The sequence below is a fragment of the Microbacterium abyssi genome (assembly GCF_015277895.1).
GTDB classification, from domain to species: domain Bacteria; phylum Actinomycetota; class Actinomycetes; order Actinomycetales; family Microbacteriaceae; genus Microbacterium; species Microbacterium abyssi.
On sequence record NZ_CP063815.1, the window covers coordinates 1,209,178 to 1,231,836 of the forward strand.

17 protein-coding genes are annotated in these 22,659 nt (G+C 66.5%); 12 read left to right on the forward strand and 5 right to left on the reverse strand.

Translation table 11 applies throughout. The features are described from left to right. Positions 1–4: 4 nt before the first annotated feature. Complete coding sequence (locus IM776_RS05890; protein ID WP_267237938.1) at positions 5–1,078, reverse strand: glycosyltransferase family 2 protein; 1,074 nt, start codon at positions 1,076–1,078, stop codon at positions 5–7. Between the two features lie 49 nt (positions 1,079–1,127). On the opposite strand from IM776_RS05890, the gene IM776_RS05895 reads away from it, so the two are divergent. The 6 genes from IM776_RS05895 (at position 1,128) to IM776_RS05920 (ending at position 7,174) form a co-directional block, all read left to right on the forward strand. Then, positions 1,128–2,411 (forward strand): CDP-glycerol glycerophosphotransferase family protein, encoded by a 1,284-nt coding sequence (locus tag IM776_RS05895; protein ID WP_194422066.1) that lies wholly within the window; start codon positions 1,128–1,130, stop codon positions 2,409–2,411. 46 nt (positions 2,412–2,457) lie between these two features. Beyond that, positions 2,458–3,222, forward strand: a complete 765-nt coding sequence (locus IM776_RS05900) for a biotin--[acetyl-CoA-carboxylase] ligase (RefSeq protein ID WP_194422067.1) — start codon at positions 2,458–2,460, stop codon at positions 3,220–3,222. A gap of 67 nt (positions 3,223–3,289) precedes the next feature. Continuing rightward, positions 3,290–3,844, forward strand: a complete 555-nt coding sequence (locus tag IM776_RS05905; RefSeq protein ID WP_194422068.1) for a PH domain-containing protein — start codon at positions 3,290–3,292, stop codon at positions 3,842–3,844. A 179-nt stretch (positions 3,845–4,023) separates the two neighbouring features. After that, on the forward strand, positions 4,024–5,148 hold the full coding sequence (locus IM776_RS05910; RefSeq protein ID WP_267237939.1) for a 5-(carboxyamino)imidazole ribonucleotide synthase: 1,125 nt from the start codon (positions 4,024–4,026) through the stop codon (positions 5,146–5,148). Positions 5,149–5,258: 110 nt separating this feature from the next. Then, positions 5,259–5,726 carry a 5-(carboxyamino)imidazole ribonucleotide mutase gene (gene purE / locus IM776_RS05915; protein ID WP_194422527.1) on the forward strand — a complete coding sequence of 156 codons (468 nt, stop codon included), beginning with the start codon at positions 5,259–5,261 and terminating at the stop codon, positions 5,724–5,726. Continuing rightward, positions 5,723–7,174, forward strand: a complete 1,452-nt coding sequence (locus IM776_RS05920; protein ID WP_194422070.1) for an LCP family protein — start codon at positions 5,723–5,725, stop codon at positions 7,172–7,174. The genes purE and IM776_RS05920 overlap by 4 nt, the downstream gene beginning before the upstream one ends. A gap of 135 nt (positions 7,175–7,309) precedes the next feature. Here IM776_RS05920 and IM776_RS05925 read toward each other — a convergent pair whose 3' ends face one another. Beyond that, on the reverse strand, positions 7,310–7,861 hold the full coding sequence (locus IM776_RS05925) for a hypothetical protein (RefSeq protein ID WP_194422071.1): 552 nt from the start codon (positions 7,859–7,861) through the stop codon (positions 7,310–7,312). 148 nt (positions 7,862–8,009) lie between these two features. Next, on the reverse strand, positions 8,010–9,770 hold the full coding sequence (locus tag IM776_RS05930; protein ID WP_194422072.1) for a DUF4012 domain-containing protein: 1,761 nt from the start codon (positions 9,768–9,770) through the stop codon (positions 8,010–8,012). Between the two features lie 64 nt (positions 9,771–9,834). On the opposite strand from IM776_RS05930, the gene IM776_RS05935 reads away from it, so the two are divergent. From IM776_RS05935 to IM776_RS05960, 6 genes are all read left to right on the forward strand, one after another. After that, positions 9,835–10,908 carry a glycosyltransferase gene (locus IM776_RS05935; RefSeq protein ID WP_194422073.1) on the forward strand — a complete coding sequence of 358 codons (1,074 nt, stop codon included), beginning with the start codon at positions 9,835–9,837 and terminating at the stop codon, positions 10,906–10,908. A 114-nt stretch (positions 10,909–11,022) separates the two neighbouring features. Next, entirely contained in the window at positions 11,023–14,016 is a 2,994-nt protein-coding gene (locus IM776_RS05940; RefSeq protein ID WP_194422074.1) for an SH3 domain-containing protein, read from the forward strand. A gap of 202 nt (positions 14,017–14,218) precedes the next feature. Then, positions 14,219–15,271, forward strand: coding sequence for a glycosyltransferase family 2 protein (locus IM776_RS05945; protein ID WP_194422075.1), 1,053 nt, complete (start codon positions 14,219–14,221; stop codon positions 15,269–15,271). A gap of 29 nt (positions 15,272–15,300) precedes the next feature. After that, on the forward strand, positions 15,301–16,374 hold the full coding sequence (locus IM776_RS05950; protein WP_194422076.1) for a nitroreductase family protein: 1,074 nt from the start codon (positions 15,301–15,303) through the stop codon (positions 16,372–16,374). 2 nt (positions 16,375–16,376) lie between these two features. After that, positions 16,377–17,372 (forward strand): lysylphosphatidylglycerol synthase domain-containing protein, encoded by a 996-nt coding sequence (locus tag IM776_RS05955; protein WP_194422077.1) that lies wholly within the window; start codon positions 16,377–16,379, stop codon positions 17,370–17,372. Continuing rightward, complete coding sequence (locus IM776_RS05960; protein WP_194422078.1) at positions 17,369–18,610, forward strand: polysaccharide pyruvyl transferase family protein; 1,242 nt, start codon at positions 17,369–17,371, stop codon at positions 18,608–18,610. The genes IM776_RS05955 and IM776_RS05960 overlap by 4 nt, the downstream gene beginning before the upstream one ends. Before the next feature lie 49 nt (positions 18,611–18,659). Here IM776_RS05960 and IM776_RS05965 read toward each other — a convergent pair whose 3' ends face one another. Beyond that, positions 18,660–20,411 (reverse strand): hypothetical protein, encoded by a 1,752-nt coding sequence (locus IM776_RS05965; RefSeq protein WP_194422079.1) that lies wholly within the window; start codon positions 20,409–20,411, stop codon positions 18,660–18,662. A 393-nt stretch (positions 20,412–20,804) separates the two neighbouring features. After that, positions 20,805–22,640, reverse strand: a complete 1,836-nt coding sequence (locus tag IM776_RS05970) for a glycosyltransferase family 2 protein (protein WP_228479939.1) — start codon at positions 22,638–22,640, stop codon at positions 20,805–20,807. Positions 22,641–22,659: the final 19 nt, after the last annotated feature.

Below are 22,659 nucleotides of genomic sequence, written 5' to 3' on the forward strand. Positions count from 1 at the left end.
CGCTTCAGGGGAGCGGGGTGTTCCGCGTGCCGAGGCGGGAGGCGTCCACGGTGTCCCTGGCGCCGCGCAGCACACCGGCGATGAAGCCGAACCCCCAGGCCAGGTGCATGGTCGGCAGCACGGCCAGGGTCCACAGACGCTCTCGCGGCGTGCGCCCGCCGCCGGGTCGGAGCGCCATGGCGGCCACGAGCACCGCGTACGCGATCAGCGGCAGATAGATGATGGATGCCACGACAGACGCGACGCCGGTCAGCACGCGCGCGAGCTGCAGGATGCCGACGATCACCGCGAGCGCGACGTTCAGCACGAGCGCGGGGGGAGCGAAGAAGCGCAGGCCGTTGCTGCGGCCGTAGCGCCGCACGAGCTCGCCGCGCCATGCGCCTGTCGCGCGGAACTGTCGCGCCAGCCGCCACCAGCTCTCGCGCGGCCAATAGGTCACCGACAGCTGCGGATCGAGCCAGACCTTGTGGCCTGCCTGGCGGATGCGCAGATTGAGCTCCCAGTCCTCGCCGCGCCTGATCGACTCGTCGAACAGCCCGACCTGCTCGAGCACGGAGCGACGCATCACGCCGAGATAGGCGGACTCCGCTTCGCCCTCGTGCGTGGTGCCGTGATAGGCGCCGCCGCCGAGGCCGATGGGGGAGTTGTACGCCCGGGCCACCGCGCGCTGGAACGGTGTGCGACCGTCCGCGCGCATCACCCCGCCGACGTTCGCAGCGCCTGTGCGCTCCAGCGTCGCCAGCGCCCGCTGCGCGTACCCGGGGGCGAGCTCGGAGTGCGCGTCGACGCGCACGATCGTAGGGTGGCGGCTGGCGCGGATCGCCGCGTTGAGGCCGACCGGGATGTGCGCGGCGGGGTTCTCGACGAGACGGATCCGGTCGTCCTCGTCTGCGAGGCGCCGGGCGAGCTCCGTCGTGCCGTCGGTGGAGGGGCCGAGGGCGAGCACGAGTTCGCTCGGACCCTGCAGCTCCTGCGCCAGCACCGAGGCGACGGCGTGCTCGAGGTACGCGCGCTCGTTGAGCACGGGCATGATGAACGACACCCCTGACCGAGGCGTTGTGTAATCGTGCTCTTCCACCCGTCGATCATGTCATGGCGCGCCGAGCGTCCATGCGTACTCTTGAGAGGTGAGTGGTGTCAGCGATCTCAAGAAGGCCTATCGACTGCTGCGGAAGGCCCTGCGGTCGAGGAAGGCCGTGCAACGGGTCCGCCGGCAGCTCGTGACCCGGCCGCCGCACCCCGAAGACCACTACAAGGTCGCGGTGTATTTCGCCGACGGCGCCGTCAACATGTACCAGATGCGCCAGTGGTACCGGCCGCTCGCCGAACTCGAGAAGCTCTGGCCCGTCGTCGTCCTCGCCCGCAACGCGGGCGGCGCCGAGAAGCTGCTCGAGGAGGACGCCCTGCCGGTCGCCTTCGTGCCCACCGTGCGCGACCTCGAGCGCTTCATCTCCCGACAGGACATCCGCGTCGTGCTGTACGTGAACCAGAACACGCGCAACTTCCAGATGTTCCGGTACGGCCGGCGCTGGCACGTGTTCATCAATCACGGCGAGTCCGACAAGATGTACATGACCACGAACCAGTACAAGGCGTACGACTACGCGTTCGTGGCCGGCCAGGCCGCGCGCGACCGTCTGAGCCGCACGCTCTGGGACTACGACGTGGACAGCAGGACGATCGAGATCGGCCGTCCGCAGGCGGATCACTACTCCGGCATCCTGCCGTACACGCCCGACGAGCGCACCGTCGTGCTCTACGCGCCCACCTGGGAGGGCGATCGTCCCAGCGCCCACTACGGCTCGATAGCGACGCACGGCGAGACTCTCGTCAAGGCGCTGCTGGCGACCGGGCGACACCGGGTGATCTACCGGCCGCACCCCCGCAGTGGTGTCATAGACGACGAGTACGGCGCCGCGCATCGGCGTATCATCTCGGCGATCGCCGAGACTAACCAGTCAGACGCCGCCGCGCGCCACATCTTCGACGACAGCCCCGAGCTGGGCTGGCAGCTCTCGTCAGCGGATGTCGCGATCGTCGACATCTCGGCGATGGTCTACGACCGCCTGGCGTCAGGGAAGCCGCTGATGATCACGCGCCCGATGGACGAACGCGCGTCGATCGACACCGGCGGGTATCTCTCCGACTGCGAGTGGCTGACAGCGGATGCTGCGGCGGACATCGTCGCCGAGATCGACCGCGTGCGTGCCGACGAGCGGGCCATCGCGAAGCTGCGGATGTGGGTGCAGCACTACTTCGGAGACACGACCCCGGGCGTGGCGACGGCGAAGTTCCACACGGCCGTCGATCGGCTCATGGGCGACTGGGACGAGTGGCGCCAGCGTGAGATCGGCGCCGTCGCGCGGGATGAGGACGACGATGACGAAGAGGCGAAGGACGACGACCTCTGATCCGATGCCCCTGACGCCTGACTCGACGGGTTCGTAGACTGGCGACATGGACTTCCCTCAGGCACAGGCCGTGGCATCCCGGCTCGAGGTGCTCGCCGAATCGGCGTCGACCAACGCCGCCCTGCGGCTTCTGTCCGCCGATGCCGAGGCCTGGCCGCATCTGTCGGTCCTGCTGACCGAGAACCAGACCGCCGGCCGCGGCCGGCTGGACCGCTCCTGGGAGACGCCCGCCGGTTCTGCGCTGGCGATCTCGGTCCTGCTGCGCGAGCTGCCGTCCCAGCCGGAGGCGATGGGATGGATCCCTCTCGTGGCGGGGCTCGCGATGGCGGACGCCGTGACCGTGCAGCTCGCCGACCACGAGGTCGGCGTGAAATGGCCCAATGACGTGCTGGTCGGCGGCCGCAAGATATGCGGCATCCTGGCGGAATCCACCGGCTCGGCGATCGTGCTCGGGTCCGGCGTGAACACCGCGATGACCCAGGCGCAGCTTCCGGTGCCCGCCGCCACCTCCTTCGCCGTGCTCGGGAAGACGTGCGATGCGGACCGGCTCGTGGCCGACTACCTTCGTCGGCTCGACGGCCTGCTGTCCGCGCTGCGGTCGTGGGGAGACGGGGACCGCAGCGGCGTGCATGCCGCGGTATCGGCGCGGTGCACGACCCTCGGAAGGAGCGTCGAGGTCGCTCTGCCGGACGGTGAGATCCTCCGCGGCGAGGCCGTTCGCCTCGAACCCGACGGACGCCTGTGCGTGCGCAACGATGGCGAGGAACGCCTCGTCGGGGCCGGCGACGTGGTGCACGCACGGCTGAGCTGACGACGACGGCCGCTGGACACGCCGTCGCCGGAGCGGAGATGTCGGCGGCGCCGGGCACAATGGAGGCATGACTCAGCCCACGACGCTCGGAGGCCGGCCGATGATGCCGCCGCCGGGTGCGCCCGCCGAAGAGCTGCTCATCGCGCGCTTCCACGGTCATGCGCGCGCACTGTTCTGGTCGGCGCTGCTGCTGATCGCGCTATTCGGCGCGACGGCGTACTTCTACGACAACCTCCCCGCCGGCTTCGAGAACTGGATGCTGATCGCCGCCGCTGCCGTGCTGCTCGTCGTCGGTGTGGTCGTTCCGTACCTCGTCTGGGCCTCTCGCACGTACACGGTGACCACGCGGCGGGTGATCGTCCACCGCGGGCTCGGCGCGCGCCAGCGGCGCGAGATGTCGCACGTGCGCGGGTACACGATCGGCGTGCGCCGCGGCATCCTGCAGCGCATGTGGGGTGCAGGAACGATCACGCTCTCCAACGGGATGGATTCGCCGCTGCGGCTGGTCAACATCCCGAACGTCGCGCTCGTGAACGAGGCGCTCGCCGACCAGATCGAGGTGAACCAGATCCTGGCGCACCGCGACGCCCAGACGATGGGCGACACCGACCCCGTCGCCTGACCCCTCGCGGGCCGTTGACTAGCCGGAGCGTCCTTCTGCGGGTCGTTGAGCGAGCCGAAGGCGAGACGAAACGCGTTGAGCGAGCGCAGCGAGTCGAAACGAGCCCCAGGCCGCCCACCCGACCGGTCGAACCGAACCCCGCGATGCGGAAGAATGGAACCCGACGAACGGAGACCCACATGGCGTTGCGCGTTGGCGTGATCGGCGGCGGACAGCTGGCACGGATGATGATCGCACCGGCGGTCGAGCTCGGCCTCGAAATCCGCGTGCTCGCCGAATCGGAGGGCATGTCAGCCCAGCTCGCGGCGACAGCGGTGGGCGACTACCGCGACCTCGACACCGTGCGGGCCTTCGCGACGGACGTCGACGTCGTCACCTTCGACCATGAGCATGTGCCGCAGGATGTCCTGCGTGCTCTCGTGACTGACGGCGTTGCGGTGCACCCCGGCCCCGACGCTCTGCAGTACGCACAGGACAAGCTGGTCATGCGCGCCCGCCTGGCCGAGCTGGGTGTCCCGCAGCCGGACTGGGCGCCGATCGCGAACGCTGGAGAACTGCAGGCCTTCCTCGACGACCACGGCGGTCGAGCCGTGGTGAAGACTCCGCGCGGAGGATATGACGGCAAGGGCGTGCGCGTCGTGCGGGCGTCGGAGGACGCGGCCGACTGGTTCGCGCAGACCGCGGACGGGGAGCCGCTGCTCGTCGAGGAGCTGGTGTCGTTCCGACGCGAACTCGCCCAGCAGGTCGCGCGCCGACCCAGCGGACAGATCGCGGCCTACCCGGTCGTCGAGACCGTGCAGCGCGACGGCGTGTGCGCCGAGGTGTTCGCCCCGGCGCCGGGCGCAGCGGAGCGTCTCATGCGGGTGGCCGAAGGGATCGGCCGTCAGATCGCCGAGGGCCTCGGTGTCACCGGGATGCTGGCCGTCGAACTCTTCGAGACCGATGACGAGCGCATCCTCGTCAACGAGCTCGCGATGCGCCCGCACAACAGCGGCCACTGGAGCCAGGACGGCGCCGTGACGAGCCAGTTCGAGCAGCACCTGCGGGCGGTCGCCGACCTGCCGCTGGGCGATCCTTCGCCCCGTGCCGCGTGGGCGGCGATGGTGAACATCCTCGGAGGCCCCGCAGAGGGAACGTTCGAGGATCGATTCGGAGCGGCGATGTCCGAGCATCCGGACGCCAAGATCCACACGTACGGCAAGGATGCGCGCCCCGGTCGCAAGGTCGGCCACGTGAACGCCGCCGGCGACGACCTCGATGACGTCGTTTACACGGCGCGCGCCGCCGCAGCCCACTTCGCGTGAATCCGCCGGCGCAGCGCGCGCCGTTCAGCGGAACCCCGGGGTTCAGACCGTACCCTGGGTTGGTGATTGAGCCACTGCACACTTCGAGCGCGCCCGCCGTGGGCGTCGTGATGGGGTCCGACTCCGACTGGCGCGTGATGAGTGACGCCTCCCAGGCGCTCGCCGACTTCGGCATCCCGCACGAGGTCGAGGTGGTGTCCGCGCACCGCACGCCCGACAAGCTCATGTCGTATGCGCGCGAAGCGCGCGCACGCGGCATCCAGGTCATCATCGCCGGCGCCGGCGGCGCCGCCCACCTGCCGGGCATGCTGGCGTCGATGACGCCGCTCCCGGTCATCGGCGTGCCCGTCCCGCTCGCGTACCTCGACGGCATGGACTCGCTGCTGTCGATCGTGCAGATGCCCGCCGGCATCCCCGTCGCCACCGTGTCGATCGGTGGCGCGCGCAACGCCGGCATCCTTGCGGCGCGCATCCTCGGAACCGCGGACCCGGCGATCGCGGACCGCGTCGAGGACTACGCGAAGAAGCTCGAGTCCCAGGTCGCCGAGAAGAACGAGCGGCTGAAGGGCTCCTTGTGACCGTTGCCGCACCCCGCGCGACGGCAGGCGCGGGCCGTCGGCTGATCGAGCCGCGGCCGCTGCGCAACCCGGACGCCGCCGACCCGGCGCTCATGGGCCGGCGCGGCTGGTGGCTGGTCGCGATGAACGTGCTGGTCCCCGGATCGGCGCAGATCCTCGCCGGACGCAACCGGAGGCTCGGCCGGTTCGGCCTGGGTGCCACGCTGCTGGGGTGGCTGCTCGTCCTCCTCGCGGCGGTCACGGCGCTGTTCTGGCGTTCGGCGCTGATCAATCTGGCGTCGAACTGGTTCTTCCTCACCGTGCTGCAGGTGCTGTTCATCGCGTACGCCGTGCTGTGGATCGTCCTCACGTTCGACACGCTGCGACTGGTCCGACTCGTGAAGGTGCCGCCGATCTCGCGCATCGCGATTCCCGTGGTCGCAATGCTCGTGGTGGGGCTTCTCGGTGCCGGTGCCGGGTACGCGGCCACCGCAGCCGGAACCAGTCGCGGAGTCATCGGCGACATCTTCGGGCAGAGCGGTCCGAGCGTCGAGCCCAGCGACGGGTATTACAACATCCTGCTGCTCGGCGCCGACAGCGGCGACGGACGCGACTCGATGCGGTTCGACAGCATCTCGGTGGTGTCGGTCAACGCGACGACGGGATCAGTGACGATCTTCGGCATCCCACGGGAGCTGCCGCACGCGCCGTTCAGCGACGGCAGCCCGATGCAGGCGCTGTACCCGGACGGTTTCGAGGGTCGTCAGTCGTCGACGTGCGGCTGGAACCAGTGGATGAATCATGTCCGCTACGCCGCCGAGGTGTGCCGCGACGACGAGGGGTCCGAGCTGTACCCCGACGCGGCATCGCACGGCTCGGCGCCCGGTATCGAGGCGACGAAGGATGCTGCGGAGGGGATCCTCGGGATCGAGATCCCGTACTACGTCTTCATCGACATGAACGGGTTCGCGGCGATGATCGACGCCCTCGGCGGGGTCGACATCAACGTCACCGAGCGTCTGCCCAAGGGCGGTCCTCCCGAGGGCTGGACCGGGACCGACGTCAATGAATGGGCGATCGGGTGGATCGAGCCCGGACAGCAGCACATGGACGGCGATACGGCGCAGTGGTACGCCCGCTCGCGGTACACGACCAGCGACTGGGATCGCATGGAGCGTCAGCGGCAGTTGCAGGTCGCGATCCTGGACCAGTTCACGCCGCAGAACATCCTCGGGCGCTTCAACGACATCGCGAACGCGGGCAACGTGCTCGTCGACACCGACCTCCCGAAGGACAAACTGCCGGAATTCTTCGATCTCATGCTGAAGGCGAAGGAGCAGCAGGTCACCTCGATCGAGCTGGTGCCGGAGAACGGCGTCGACGAGTACGAGCCGGACTACGCCTTCATTCGCGATCTCGCGCAGAAGACGCTGCACCCGCCGACGTCCACGCCGACGCCGACGCCGTAGCGAGGTTCGGGAGCCACTGCTCACCACCCCACGTCTGGGGCGGTGAGCAACAGGCCGTCCGATTCGCATCGATCGACTCGGCGCGAGGGCAGTCAGAGGGGAGAGTCTGCCCTCACCCGGTGAGCGGTCACCGCTTCAGTGATGACCGGGTCTGCGCGCGGCTGCCGTGACGAGCACTCCGCCGGCGAGTAGCGCCATCGCGCCGCCCCCGATCATCCACGGCGAGACGCCTCCGCCTGTGCGGGCGAGCCCGGCGGCGACCGCGGGGTCATGATCGCAGCTCGCTGCCGCGTCCTGCCCGTGCGACACCGTGATCTGTGCGGTGTACGAGCGCGAGCCGTCCAGCGAGACCGCATAGCGGGCATCGCCATCGGCGGGCGGCCGGAACGTGAGCGCGAGTGCACCTGTATCGTCCGCGACGTTGCCCGAGTAGGAGGCACCGGCAGCGTTCGAACCGGAGATGCCCACGGACACGTCCTCGCCGGGATCGAAGAACCCCGCACCGAAGACGATCGACGAGACCTCGCACCTGTCGATGACGGGATGGTCGACGGTCACGTCAGGAGGCTCCGCGTACGAGTGAGCGATGAGCGGCGCGGAATCCGACGGCGCCGCAGATGCGGCGACCGGTGCGCAGAGCACGAGCGCACCTGCGGCAAGGCTGATCACAGCCAGTTTCTTCAGCATGATTTCTCCCCCAGAGAGACACATGCGGAATCACAGCCGAACACACCCCTGCGTTCGTCTGTGCGGACTCCGCTGCCCCCACGGCAGCTTTCAGAGCCCGATATTCCCCAGTGGTGATGAGACTAACGCATCGCGCGTCGATCTGTCATCATCTGCAGACGAACTTCGATCGCGTCGTCTCCGGCGCGTCGATCATGGGGGTGTGCTGCACGCGCGTGAGCCGGTCACCGGCACCTTCTCCGATGTAGGACACGGTGATCGTCGTCGACTCGCCGGGGGCGAGCTCCACCTCGTGCTGCACGACGCTGCGCGCGCCGATCAGAGCCGTCTGCACCGGCGCCTCATCACCGTCCCGGTCGGCGGACTGCACCATGGCGCCCTCCGGGCCGTAGATCGCGACCAGCGTCCGGACGTGACCCGCGTCCACGCCGAAGACCTCGTCTCCGGTGACGTAGCGCGGCAGTGACTGCTCGGCATCCAGGGGCGCGTCATTGGACCAGGTCACCCGCACCTGCGTCGTCGGCTCGCCGTGACAGATCCCGACGGCGGTGCTGATCCGGGCCCGCGTGTAGAAGTCCATCTTCGCGCCGGTGGCGTCGTTGAGGAGCACGCCGACGTATGGTCCGCGCTCGCCGTCGGTGGGCAGGGCGCCCCCGAGCGTGGATGCCGCGAGCATCTCCTGCTCTTCCTCATGAGCACTCCAGATGCGGATGCGGTTCTCGTCCGCGGAGTCGGCGAGGGCGGCGATGAGCTGCTTCGGATCACCTCCGGACAGCGCGACGGAGAAGAGGGCCCTCGCCGCCTGCCCGAACACGATGTCCTGTTCGGCAGGGTCCGGGATGGTCGCATAGATCTCTGAAAGCAGGATCGGCACGATGGTGTCGGGGTCCGCGGTGAAAGGGCCGAACGAGATGCTGCCGGCTGCGCGGAGGAGATGAGCTGCGACGACGGCGTCGATCGCGACGACACCGTCGACGTTCTGGCCGAACTGCTGCTCCCAGCGTTGCGCGAGCACAGGGCCTGCCTCGGTGAAGTCGGGGATGCTGGTGACGTTCTGGATGTGGCGGCCCGGGCCATCGCCGAAGAGCGCGAGGGTGGAGTCGCTGAGGGGGAGGGGGCTGTCCAGCGCAGGGAAGTCGGCGGTGGAGGCCTGGCGCACGATGGTGATGCGTCCGCCTTCGGCGCGCAGCAGGGCGAGCGACCCGACGATGCCTCCGTCTGAGCGCAGCTCGGCATTGTTCTGCATGGCCACGACGTAGGTGCGAGGGCCGTCCGCGCCGAGCATCGGCGGGAGCAGGACGGATGCGCCGTGCAGGGCGCCGACGACCGTCGCCGCTTCGGTGACGACGTCGCGCATCTCGCGCACGGCGTCGGCGAGGACAGGCAGAGTGGCGTCCGCGTCGATCTGCTGAGCGCGCACGTCGGCGATGCTCAGGCTCGCGCTTGCGGCGGCGAGCGGTGATTCCAATTCGGCGAAGGGGGAGAGATCCATGCCGGATCCGCTGAAGCCGAGGCTGGCGAGGTCGATGTCGCCGGCGAGGTCGACGACCGGGGCGACGGCATCCCTCGCGACCGTGCTGGCGATGTCGGACACCTCGCGCACAGCGGTGAAGTTGGCTCCGAGCAACGGGAGGAGTTCGAAGGCCCGCCAGACGACGTCGGAGGTGAGTTCGCGAGCCTGCGTGGAGTAGGTGACGAGGCGGGGCGCGATGCGCTCGGCGTGTTCGATGTCACCTGCGGAGATCGCGGCGCGCAGCTGAACGGCGGAGTTCCGGACGTTCTGCAGTTCGCTGACGGCTCCTGCACCGCGGATGACGACCCAGCCGGTCGCCAGCAGGAGCAGCGCGATGCCACCCGTGATGGTCCATCCGATCCAGCGCCGCCGCGCCGGAAGCCGCCCGTCCGTCATACCTGCATTCAAGCATGGGCCGGAAGGTCGCGGGATCCTGCGCGTGCCCCGTTATCCTTGCGATATGGGAGCTCAGCTGCGCGTCGTCCTCGACCAGATCGTTTCGGTCGTCGATGCCGATCAGGCCAGGGCCGCGCGTGACCTGACCGCAGGGCTGATCGCGATGGCGCCGAGGGACTGCACGGTGGATGCGATCGTGCCGTCCGGCGCGGACGTGGATATCGACGGTGTCGTGGAAGTGCGCAGGCTTGCACTCGGACGTCGGGAACTCGCGGCATCATGGCAGCTCGGACTCGCGCCGGGGGTCGGCGCGGGCCTCATCCATGCACCGTCCCTGATGGCGCCGCTCGTCAAGCACGACCGGCTCCACGACAACCATCAGATCGCCATCACCGTGTGGGACCTGAACGCGTGGGAGGCTCCGCAGACGCTGCCCAAGTCGACAGTGGCCTGGCAGCGAGGCATGCTGCGCCGCGCGGTGAAGCACGCCGACGCCGTGATCGTGCCCACTCACGCGATGGCCCAGCGGATCAGCGAGTTCGCGAAGCTCGGGGACCGCGTGCGCGTGATCGCTGGCGCCCCTCCGAGCGGCTTCGCTGTCCCGGTCGACGGCGTGGGCCGGCGTCGTGCCCTTTCGATGCCGGAGCGCTATATCGTGCTGTCCGGGGCGCCGGACGGGCTCGAACATGGCTTCCGCGCGGCGGCAGCCGCCGATGTCGACGCCGTGGTGATGGATGCCGCCGACGGCACCGAACCGCAGCTGGCGGATCTGGCTGCGGCAGCGGGGCTCCCGGAACGGCGCGCGCACATCCGAGGCGCGCTTCCTGCGGAGGATCGTGCGGCGGTGCTCGCCGAGGCATCGGCATTCGTCGCCACGAACGCGCTCGCGGCGTGGCCGTGGCGGGCCATGGAGGCGATGACGCTGAGCGTTCCGATCATCGCCGTGGAAAGCGGCATGCATCGTGACACGATCGCCGAGGGCGGCGTCCTCGTAGCGGTGGATGATCTGCCGGATGCCGTGACCGATGCGCTCGGCGCGGGGCGGACGCGTCTGGGTGTCCTGGCGGGCGACCGCGGTCGAGCCTTCTCATGGGCGAGCTCGGCGGAGCGGGTCTGGACGTTGCATTCCGACCTCTAGAGCGAACGCCCTTTTTTCTGCCGAGAACCTGTTAATCGCGGCGACACGCCGAGTTCCTATGCGATTTCATGAATCCCAGTGGCATCATCACGCAACTTCAGTCACACTAGTCACATGTCTCGTCGTGTCGCGCGCTCTCGAAGCGTGCTCCGGTTCCCCCGATTCCTGGCGGTCTTCGTCGCCGTCGCAGCTGTCGTGGTCGGCACCGTCGCACCGCTCGAGGTGGCGACAGCATCGGCATCGGTGAACACATCCACCGTTCTCGCCCGCAGCGCCGGCGACCCGATGCAGAGCGGAATCGCCAAGACATCACTCGCTGGCTTCAAAGCGGGCAACATCATCAGCGATGCGGTATTCACGAACAACCGCACGATGACCGAAGCCCAGATCCAGTCGTTCTTCAACTCGAAGGTCTCGAAGTGCGTCGTCGGCAAGGACGAGGACGGCAAGCCGTTCGTCTGCCTCAAGGACTTCAAGATCACGTCGGTCAACCGTCAGGCTGACGCGTACTGCAGTGGCTACAAGGGCGCTGCGAATGAGTCGGCCGCTCGAATCATCTATCGGGTCGCGCAGGCGTGCGACATCAACCCACAAGTGCTCATCGTCATGCTCCAGAAGGAACAGGGTCTTGTGACGCACGTGTGGCCGAGTGCGTGGCGGTACAACATCGCACTGGGGCAAGGCTGCCCTGACACCGCACCGTGTGACCCGAACTACATCGGCTTCTTCCACCAGATCTACGGTGCCGCCCGCCAGATGCAGATCTACATGGAGGGCAAGTACTTCCAGTGGTACGCACCGGGAAAGACCTGGGGCATCCTGTACCACCCGAACGCTTCCTGCGGCCGCGGCAACGTGTACGTCGCGAACAAGGCCACTGCTGCGCTCTACTACTACACGCCCTATCAGCCGAACGCCGCAGCGATGCGCGCGAACTACGGCGAGGGCGACGGCTGCTCGAGCTACGGCAACCGCAACTTCTACAACTACTTCACCGACTGGTTCGGGTCTACGCAGACATCGGCGCCGTCGCATCCTGAATGCACGCCTCCCGCCGGCGGCACGAAAGGCGCGAAGTACGCGTATGTCGTGACGGCTGACAGCGCGGCCGTGCGCACGTCCGCTCGCAATGGCTGCGATCTCAAGGTGCAATGGGTGCCCGCGGGCACCGTGATTCAGGCGGTCAGGGTGACTGCTGCGGGGGACTGGTTGCAGGTAAAGACGGAATGGGGCAAGCGCTGGATCAAGCGAAAGTCAGTCGAACGGGCGTCCGCCGCGCAGGCGGAGTGCACCATGGCGGCTGCCGCCGATCCCGCCAAGCTGACCTACGTGATCACCAGTCAGGCGACGGCGCGACTCGCTCCTCGCAGCGGATGCACCGACGCCGTGACACTTGAGCCAGGTGCTGCAGTCCGCGCTGTTGCCGTGAGCAAGTCGGGGCTGTGGCTAAAGGTCAGGACCGAGTCCGGGAACCGATGGATCCTGCGTGAGAACACCAGGAAGGCGTCCAGCGATGAGGCCCGCTGTGTGGTGCCCAATTCTGCGACGGCCGCGAAATACGCGTACGTCGCCTTGGGCAACGTACCCCTTCGGACCGGACCGGATGCCGCCTGCGACACTGTCGGGACCGGACTCGCAAAGGGAGCGGCGGTACGCGCCGTGAGCAGCACCGGCGGGTGGTTGAAAGTCATCGTCGGCGATTCGGAGCGATGGGTCGATCGCAACGAAATGCGCCGCGCATCGACGGCTGAAGGCGTTTGCGTCCCGCAGGCAGGACAGATTCCTGCAGTCAAGACGTACATCACCACCGGCAGCAGCACCGCTCGTATCGCGCCGAATACGGCATGCAGTACGACGGCATCGACAGTGAAGGCGGGCACGATCGTCCAGGCGGTCTCCGCGACAGCGGAGCGAGATTGGCTGCTGGTCGATCTGGGAACGGCGAAGAAATGGCTTCCACGTGGCAAGCTCGCGTACGCAACGCAGGCGGATCGGCTGTGCTCAGATGTGACGGACGTCACCGCGGCAAAGTACGCCTATGTCACGACGCGGACGACCGCCGCGCGCACTGGCCCCGCGGACGTCTGCGCGAACGGCGGGAAGACCGTCGCGGCCGGGCAGGTGGTGCGTGCGGTCGGCGGAGCCGACGATTGGCTGCTCGTGCGCGTAAACGGCGGCGAGAGTTGGATCAAGCGCTCGGACACCAGGCGCGCGACCACGGCGGAAGCCGTGTGCGTGCCGCCGTCCGTGCTCAAGCCGGCGAAGCTCGTCTATGTGGTCTCGACAGCCACCACGGGACGAATCGCACCCGACACCCGCTGCGCGCAGGAAACTTCTTCGATTCGTGCGGGCGTCACGTTCACGGCGGATCTGGTGACCGCAGACAAGGCTTGGCTGCACACCACGATCGGCGGTCGGGAGGTCTGGGTTCCTCGCGGGTCTGTCCGCAAGGCGACGACTCTGGAGCTTCAGTGTCCCGTCCCATCCGACACGAAGAGCGCCCACAAGGCGTATGTCGTTCTGGACGCCGGCGCCACCGCGCGCAAGGCGCCTACCACCGACTGCGACATCGAGTCATCACAGCTCAAGGCGGGCACGTTGGTGACCGCGGCAGCTGTGACGGCGGACGGAGCCTGGCTCCAAGTCGACGCCGGTTCCGGGCCCGTGTGGATCTCGCGTGCGGACGTTCGCTATGCGACCTCGGCCGATACGACGTGCAAGCAGCCGTCGGATGCCACGGCAGCCAAGCTCTGGTATCGGACGAGTGCGGTCAGCACCGCGCGCGTTGCACCGAGCAATGACTGCACGGACGGCGCCCAGACGATCAGTTCGGGGTCTGTCTTCCAGGCTGTGCGCGTGAACGCCGACTGGCTCGAACTCCGTGTAGGAACGTCAACCAGATGGCTGCTCCGCTCTGATCTCGAGAAGGTGCCGACCGCGACGACGACGACCTCGCTCAACGTGCGAGCGTCGGCGAGCACGTCATCGCCGGTGGTAGTCACTCTCGCACAGGGAACCCTCGTCGCGGTGCTCGCCGAGTCGGGCGAGTGGTGGCAGGTTCAGACCGCTGGTGGAACCGGATGGGTAAAGGACGACTTCCTGCGCTGAGCGATACAGTCGTCGGTCGAGGAAGGCGCCACTGGAGAATCTGATGGTGCGACGAGCTGGCCCCTGTCGCCTTCGCTGGTTGACGCGGCTCGGTCGGATAGAATGTCCAGTGGTCGACTATGCCCTGTCGGGGCGTTCGCGCACGCGTTATCGCTGCGATTCGATGACCCTGCCACACCACACCTTAAGGATCCACTCGTCCATGCGGCTGTTCGTGCAAATCCCGTGTCTCAATGAAGAGGAGACCCTCCCACTCGTGCTCTCGAGCATCCCTCGAGAGATCCCCGGCATCGACGAGATCCACATTCTCGTGGTCGATGACGGTTCGAGCGATCGCACGGTCGAGGTCGCTCGATCGCTCGGAGTCGAGCACTTCGTCTTCCACACGCGGAACATGGGGCTCGCCCGGTCGTTCCGCGACGGCGTCGACTACGCCATGCAGCACGGTGCCGACATCGTGGTGAACACGGACGGCGACAATCAGTATCCGCAGGAGCGCATCGCCGACCTCGTCCAGCCGATCATCACCGGCGAGGCCGACATCGTGATCGGCGATCGGCAGACCAAGACGATTGCGCACTTCTCCCCGTTCAAGAAGTTCATGCAGGGCGTCGGGTCACAGGTCGTGAACTTCGCAGCGGAGACGGACCTGCCGGATGCCGCGAGCGGTTTTCGAGCGTATTCGCGCGAGTCGCTGGTCCGGCTGAACGTCGTCACCGTCTTCAGCTACTGCATGGAGACGATCATCCAGGCGGGCAACAAGCGCCTTCGCATCGCCAGCGTTCCCGTGACGACGAACCCGAAGACCCGTGAATCGCGCCTGTTCAAGAACATCTTCCAGCACATGGGCCGGTCGGGTCAGGCCATCATGCGCAGCTACATCATGTTCAAGCCGCACGCGGTCTTCCTCACGTTGGCCGCGCTGTTCTTCGTCGGGGCTGCGATCCCGTTCGGACGATTCCTCGTCCTCAGCTGGATGGGCATCGCTGGCGACCACATCCAGTCGCTCATCTTCGGCAGCGCCATGCTCGTCGGCTGTCTGCTGAGCATCGCGCTCGTCGTCATCTCCGACATGCTGCGGACCAACAGGACTCTTATGGAGGACGCCCTCGAGCGCGTCAAGCTGCTGCAGTACGCGCCGGATCGAATCATCGATCCGAATCGGGTGCTCCCGGAAGACGCGACGCGTCACCCCTCCATGATGACCGCGGAACCCGCACGGACGACGGACGACATCGGCGACGCCGACCGCTGACGCGGACGCGCGCTTTACGGGAGACATCAGTGCTGAACAAGCTCAAGCTCATCGCCAAGGATCTGCTCGCGATCACGTGGATCAGGCGCATCTACGAGGCGGTCAACCGTCTCTTCCTCGAGGTGTTCGGTTCGAGCCGAGTCCTCACGCACCTCTTCTACTTCGTCAGCTTCATCACATTCAACCGCGAGCAGACCGCGGTCCTCCGCGGTCGGCGCGACTACTATCGCAACAAGCACCGCGATCGCGTCACGCACGTCGAGCTGCGCCGAAACGTGCACCGACTCGAGAAGGGGCTGATCATGCGGCCTCGTCGAGACATCTTCGCCCGCGATTACATCACGGAGACGATCGAGTTCTACGAGGAGGCCGTCCGGCAGTGCTCCACATCACCCGGAACGCTCGATCAGAGCGAGATGGACTGGGCACACGACGTACTCACCGAGTACTTCCGCGTCTCGACCACCGGCGACGCGACCGTGGATGCTGCACGAGTGCGATTCGAAGCGGCCGCGTATCCCGGAGAGAACACGGGGAAGATACCCTATCCCAAGAAGCGTCTCAGCGACATCGACTACGGTGCGCTGGAGAAACTGGTCATGCAGCGCCGCAGCGTCCGCTGGTTCGAAGAGCGTGAGATCCCGCGCGAATTGATCGACAAGGCGCTTCTGCTCGGCCGGCAGGCGCCGACCGCCTGCAACCGTCTGCCCTACGAGTTCCGTGTATTCGACGACCCCGAGATGGTCCGCACGGTGTCGGCGATCCCGTTCGGCACCGCTGGCTACGGGCACAACATCCCCGCGATCGCCGTCGTGGTCGGGAAACTCGAGTCGTACTTCAGCCCGAGGGATCGGCACGCCATCTATGTCGACAGCTCCCTCGCCGCGATGCAGTTCATCCTCGGCCTCGAGACTCTGGGTCTCAGCTCCAGTGTCATCAACTGGCCGGACTTCGAGCCGCTCGAGCGCAAAATGCAGAAGACGCTCGGCCTCGATATGACCGATCGGGTAGTCATGCTGATCGCCTTCGGTTATGCCCATCCGGAGGGGATGGTGCCGTACTCGCAGAAGAAGGAGCTCGACACCTTCCGCCGGTACAACTGACCGTGAGCCTTCCTGACGAGTCCGAGGGCGCGACCCCGCCGCGGAAGAAGAAGCCGTTGCGGCGTGTGCTGCGGTGGACGGCCACGATCCTCGTCGTCGGTCTCGTCGGCTTGCTCTTCACACGCGCGCTGATCGACAACTGGAGTCAGCTCCAGGCCCAGCAGCTGACCTTCGACTGGCGCTGGGTGGTAGCGATCGTGCTGTTCGCTGTGGCGGTCCCGGTCACGGGCCTCGCATGGATGCACATCGTGCGCGCCGTCGAGCCCGGTGCGCGGCTCACGACGGCCGAGGCCATCGCGGTGCAGTGCCTCTCCTGGATCCTCAAGTACATCCCCGGTCAGGTCGGATCGGTCGCGAACAAGGTCGTCTGGGCGAAGAAGAAGGAAATCAGTCGGACGCTGATCATCATCAGCTTCGTCTACGAGAACGTCTTCCTGCAGCTGGCGTCGATCGTGCCGTCCGCGATCATCCTCGTGACCAGTCTCGGCCCGCAGATATTCGGGGAGAACTTCACGCTCCTGGTCCTGCCGCTGCTCGTCCTGATCCCCCTGGTCTTCGTCCTGTACCGCCCGTTGTTCCACCGGATCGTGAACCTGGCCGCTCGCCGCGTCCTCAAGAAGGACGTGCCCAAGCAGTACTTCCTCAAGAGCGTGCAATCGCTGCGCGCGTTTTTCGAGTTCATCGGTCCACGCATCGTGAACGGCGTCGGATTCGTCCTGATCGCCTCCGCCGTGGCCGACGTCGCCCCGCAGCACTGGCTTCCGTTCGCCGCCGCGTACGCGCTCGCCGGAGCGATCGGCATCCTCGCGATCCTCGTCCCGAGCGGTCTCGGCGTCCGTGAAGCTATCATCGTCCTGGTGCTCAGCCAGTACATCCCTGTCGCGGAGGCGATCGTGATCAGCCTCCTGGCGAGACTGCTCAGTACAGTCGGCGACGCGGCCGTCGCCCTCATCTACGTCCTCATCCGACGCACCATACCCAAGGAGCTCCGTCCATGACCACCTCTCGGATCACGATCATCGGATCAGCACTCTCCGGAAACAAGGGAGCAGCCGCGATGCTGGAGAGCGCCGTCCAGACGCTCGGCGACCGTCTCGGTGATGTGGAGTTCACGCTGCTGAGCATGTACCCGCGCGAGGACGCGGACCAGAACCATTACGACAATCTCGAGATCGTGTCGGCCACGCCCCGCCAGCTCGGCGTCACGATCAACGTGCTCGCACTGGCATACCGAGTGCTGCCTTTCCTCCGCGGCACGATCCGCAAGAGGTCGAAGGCCATCGGAGCCCTGGTGGATTCGTCGGTGCTGCTCGATCAGGGCGGTATCACGTTCACTGACGGACGCGAGAAGTTCCTCCTCTACAACGTCGCGTCGATCCTCCCCGCCTTGAACACAAGGACCCCCGTTTTCAAGTGCGCGCAGGCGGTCGGCCCGTTCACCAACCCCGTCAACCGATGGGCTTCCAAGACCTTCCTCCCGAAGGTGAAGACGCTCGTCACTCGCGGCCGCATCACACACGAGTTCGCCGAGGGCCTGGGGCTGACCAATCTCCATGCGGGAGCCGACTATGCGTTCTCACTGGAGATGTCGGGAACCGAGGCCGAGGAGGTCGCCCGCCACATCGATCTGTCGTTCTTCGACGACGGCGATGTCGTCGGCGTCTGCCCGAGCGTGGTGCTGCAGAAGAAGGTCGATGCGGCAGAGGGCGATTACGCGGGACAGATCATCGGCTTCATCGAGCATCTTCAGGCACAGGGGCGCAAGGTGCTCCTGGTCCCGCACAGCGTGCGCACCGGCACCGACAAGACCCACAACAACGACCTGCCGCTGTGCCGGGACATTCATCAGCGACTGAGCGTCTCCAGCAACGTGCTGTTCATCGACCGCGAGCTTTCCTCGCAGCAGCTTCGATACCTCATCGGGCTATGCGATCTGTTCGTGGCCAGCCGGTTCCACGCCATGGTCTCATCGCTGGCGATGGCGGTGCCGACGCTCGTGATCGGCTGGAGCCACAAGTACCGCGAGGTGTTGGAGATGTTCGGCCTGGAGGAGTGGGCGTTCGGTCACGACCAGCTCACACCGGAGCATCTGCAGGGTCGCTTCACCGCGCTCGAAGACGCGAAGGACGATGTTCGCGCGAAGTTCGCCCGTCACCTGCCGGAGGTCAAGGAGCGATCTCTTGCGCAGGCCGATCTCATCGCCGAGATAGTCCAGGGACGACCCAACTACTCGTAGCTGGCCGTCTCGGGCCGACGAGTCGTCGCCCGGCCACAGCCGCGCGAGCTTACTCTTCGAGGAGCCGCGCGCCGGAGAGCTCGTCCTGGAGCTGACCGGGTCGCACCCACACGCGGTAGCCGTAGTTGACGTCACCCTTCAGACGCAGAGCGCCGCTCTGGCGAAGTTCCGCGTTGTCGTGGCACGAAAGGACGAGATCCGAGGTGTAGGGGCGCCCGCCGGGCGGATCGGCGAAATGCACCTCGCGCGGCGCGAACCAATAGCCCGACCAGTTCAGCATCTGTGGTGTCGCTGACCCAGGCCGCTGGCACGAGAAGTCGAAATCCACGGGCAGCATCCCGTCGCCGACCGCCGCATCTGCCTGCTCGAGAGTGGCTGCGATCTTCACCGGTGCAGGCCTGAGCTGGTCGAGGTCGGCCGTCAATGACAGTCCGGTCGCGATCGCGAGTAGCACCACGACCGTGACGCGGGGGAACCTGCGCAGCACGAACATGGCGGCGAGGCATACCACGGCGAAAAGCGAGCCCCATAGCCAGAAGCTGTTTTCGTTGGTGAACGTCGGCAGGAGGGGTCTGTGGAAAGGTTCGTCGGGAAACAGGCCCTGCCAGCTGTTGATCGCAGAGGAGCTTGTGGAGAGCACTCCCCACAGCGGGACATCCGGGGCGACCCGCACGACGACGGCGATCGCACCCAACACGAAGGCCCCCAGCGCAATCCAGATCATCGACGCGCGAACCCGGCGAATCAGCGCGGCGATCGCGACGAGGCAAACGAATGCGGCTACATGGTCGATATAGCGCGTGTAGAGCCAGGCGTCGAGCCGGACGTATTCGTCGTTCCAGAGAATATCCGGCCGGGTCCACCAAACGACACTCATGGCCACGGTGGCGATCGTGAGACCGAACAGGAACGAGCCCGGTCCGAGGCGGAGAGTGCGCACCTCGCGCAGCATCCACACGACGATCACGACTGCCCCCAGCGCGAACAGGCCGGCAGTGCCCACGACCTGGATCCAGCTCTGACTGAACAGGACGCGGGCAGTGAGTGCGGGCTCCACGCGCAGCAGCGCTGAGATCGCCATATCTGGCTTATTGCTCCCCGTTAATTGAACCGGGGCGTTCACCGCGGCGGCGAACACATCGATAACTCGCCAGGCGACGAGTAACACCGTCACGCCGACCACGGACTGTGTGACGCTGCGACGCAAGTAAAAGACGAGCCAAACGACGGCGGTGAAAACGAGTGCTAAGGCGCGCGGGTGCGTGAGGTAAGCCGCAGCGATCGCACCCACCAGCAGTACCAGACGCCACCAGGACGGCCGTCGCCAGAGCGCGAACATCCCCAGCACAGCCCAGGCGTAGAAGAACATCAGCGCCTGCTCGCTCATGGCGTAGTCCGCGGCTCCCATGCGTCCCGGCAGGCACATCACGATCCCGGCCGCGGCTACGGCCTGGGGAGCCGTGATCCGCAGACGCCGGCCGATCAGCGTCAGCGGGACAATCGTCGCGGCGGCAAAGATGTTGCCCAGCACGACGGCGGACTGATACACCGTCGCCGGGTCTTGTGTGAACCACCAGATGGGTGTCATCAGGATCGCCCAGCCCGGATAGTACCCGCTGCCGGAGAGCGGCATGATGGACTCGGCGCCAGAGAACAGCCGTGCGATCTGCAGCGGGTGGATCTCGTCCCAGGGCGTCCGCGGCGCGACGGCGCTGCGGCTCACCTCGATTTGCAGCCAAACGAAGATCCCCAGTGCAACAACAGCGGCGATCCACCAGAACCAAGAGGATTGCAAAGGCACGTCGGGCTCGGCGCGCCGGCGTAGGGCAGTGGGCGGGGCGGTATCCTCGGTCGCGGCACCGGACGTTGCGCTCGCAGGGTGAGTGGCCTCGGAGTCGATGTGCGGCGATGGGTCGGCATCCCGATATGGGGCGGTTTCTGCACCAGGAGCGGCAGAGAGCGGCACGGTCGGCCTCCGTCAGGGTATTAGCAGCTTGACGCGCGACGGCTCGGGGCCTGTTCTCACGCCGATCATCATGGGGTACGTCTCGGATACCGCGCCTCTGATGTGCCGCGGTGGCGGATAAGGGCGAGATCAACAGTCGTCCACTCGGGGAGCGGGGTTAGGACGCTGTGACCATAGTAACCGACGCCGATGCGCGAGGTGATGTCGTGACCCACTCGGTTTGGGTCGCTACTCGGCCGATCCGTTCAGCTTGAGCTTGTCATCCCAGTACGCATCTGATGTCATGTCAGCGTAACCGCGCCGCCATTCCTCATGCAGCTGCGAGAAGTTCCGACGCAGCCGAAGAGTGTTCTTCCACAGCCGCATGGTCTCTTGCCAAAAGCGGCGCCGATCCCGATGGACGACGTAAGAGGCGGTTCCATCGGCGTTCAGGTAGGTGATCTGTTTCGCACCGTAGGTCTTGCGGTAGTCGTCACGGTACGGCGCGGACAGGACCAGCCGGGAGCCGAGGCGGTCGCTGAACGGCGCGAGGTGGCCGTTCAGCGTGGCCAGCCACAGGGCGCGCAGCGGGCGCGGCAAGCGGCCGAGCCGTTCCTGGGGTGTTGCGTCGAGCGTCTTCCAGGTCTCGCTGGTTGTGAGGGCCTTCAGATCCGCACGACGCTGCGCCATGTCCGCATTGTCGTCGAAGAAGCCAGGCCCCCGCATGACATCTTCCATCGCCAGATTGACAGCGGAGAGCGTGTCGTAGTGGAACCGGAGGATGTTGCGCAGATAGAAGCTGCGCACCATCTTGAGCAGCTCGCGCCAGGTGCGCTGCCGGGCGGCGCCGCTCAGATAGTGAATCAGGTGGCTGCGGAAGTCGAGGTACCAGGTCTGTGGGGAGGCCTTGTCGGTGAAGCTCTCCTGGATCGATGCCACGCCGGGAAGGGTGACGATGCTGAAGTCGTTGACGAGCGAGAAGCTCACATCGTCGCCACGAACGAAGAACGGGAACGGGAGGTGCCTGGCCTCTGCGATCGGAAAGGCGAAGAACCACCACCCGCCGTAGAAGTCCTCCGGGGCGGAAGCCGTGGTCTGATACTCCATGCTGAAGACGGCCTTGCGCTTGCGCAGATCCAGCCGACTGTAGAGCGGGATGCATCCACGATCGAATCGTGCGCCGTTCTCCCAGACCTGCCAGCGGTAAGCGGCGTTGATCATTCCGCCTGCCACTGCGGTACGCGGATCCAGCGCGTACGCGAGAAACCACCAGGTGCGGCTGATGGCCTGCATCTGAATAGAGGCGTCGTCGTCCATGAAGAGACAGTGCGTAGCATCGGCGTCTTTTGCCGCTAGCAACCCGCGGGTGAATCCTCCTGACCCGCCGAGGTTCTGGTTGGGGATGACGCGCACCCCGTCGCCATCGTCGATGCTCACGGTGCCGCCGTTGTCGACGATCAGCATGTGCATGTGGTCACGCAGTTGGGACTGCGCCCGGAACTTGCGGAAGCGCTCGGAGGTCCTGGCGACTTCGTCTTCGCGGCGGAAAGTCGTGATCGCGATCGTCAGCTCCGGTGTCCTTCGTGGCGACGCCGTCGTGGCCCACGCGAAGTCGTCCAGGCGCGCATGATCCAGCGCGGTCAACTCGAAGTACATGACCGCCGGGCCATGCCGCAGATCACCGAACACGATTGGTTGGCGGACCGTCCCGTCCAGGTCGATCGTCTCTGTGAAGATTTGGTGCGTGGACGTGATAGTACCGGACACCCGAATCGACAGCACAAACCGTCCATGTCCGGACAGCTGCAGTTCCAGCGGCAATTCGCCGCAATTCTTGCGCCATTTCCCGAGATTGAACAGGTTGTAATACGTGTTGGTGGCCAAGTGACCGCCAGGGCCGAAGTCCGCTCCACCATCGGTCAGTGACAGCCCGACCGGCCCCTTCAACCGGAAGTGGGGCGCCTGTTCGGTGGAGATGTCCGCTTCCGGCCAGATCGCCGCTTGCACAGGATTGCCCATTACCGAGCCGACCTCTTCGTGCCCCGTCGTCGGAGTGCTCCCGTCCGATTCCTGCATTGTCGTCATGTCCGCCAGTCCCCCACCT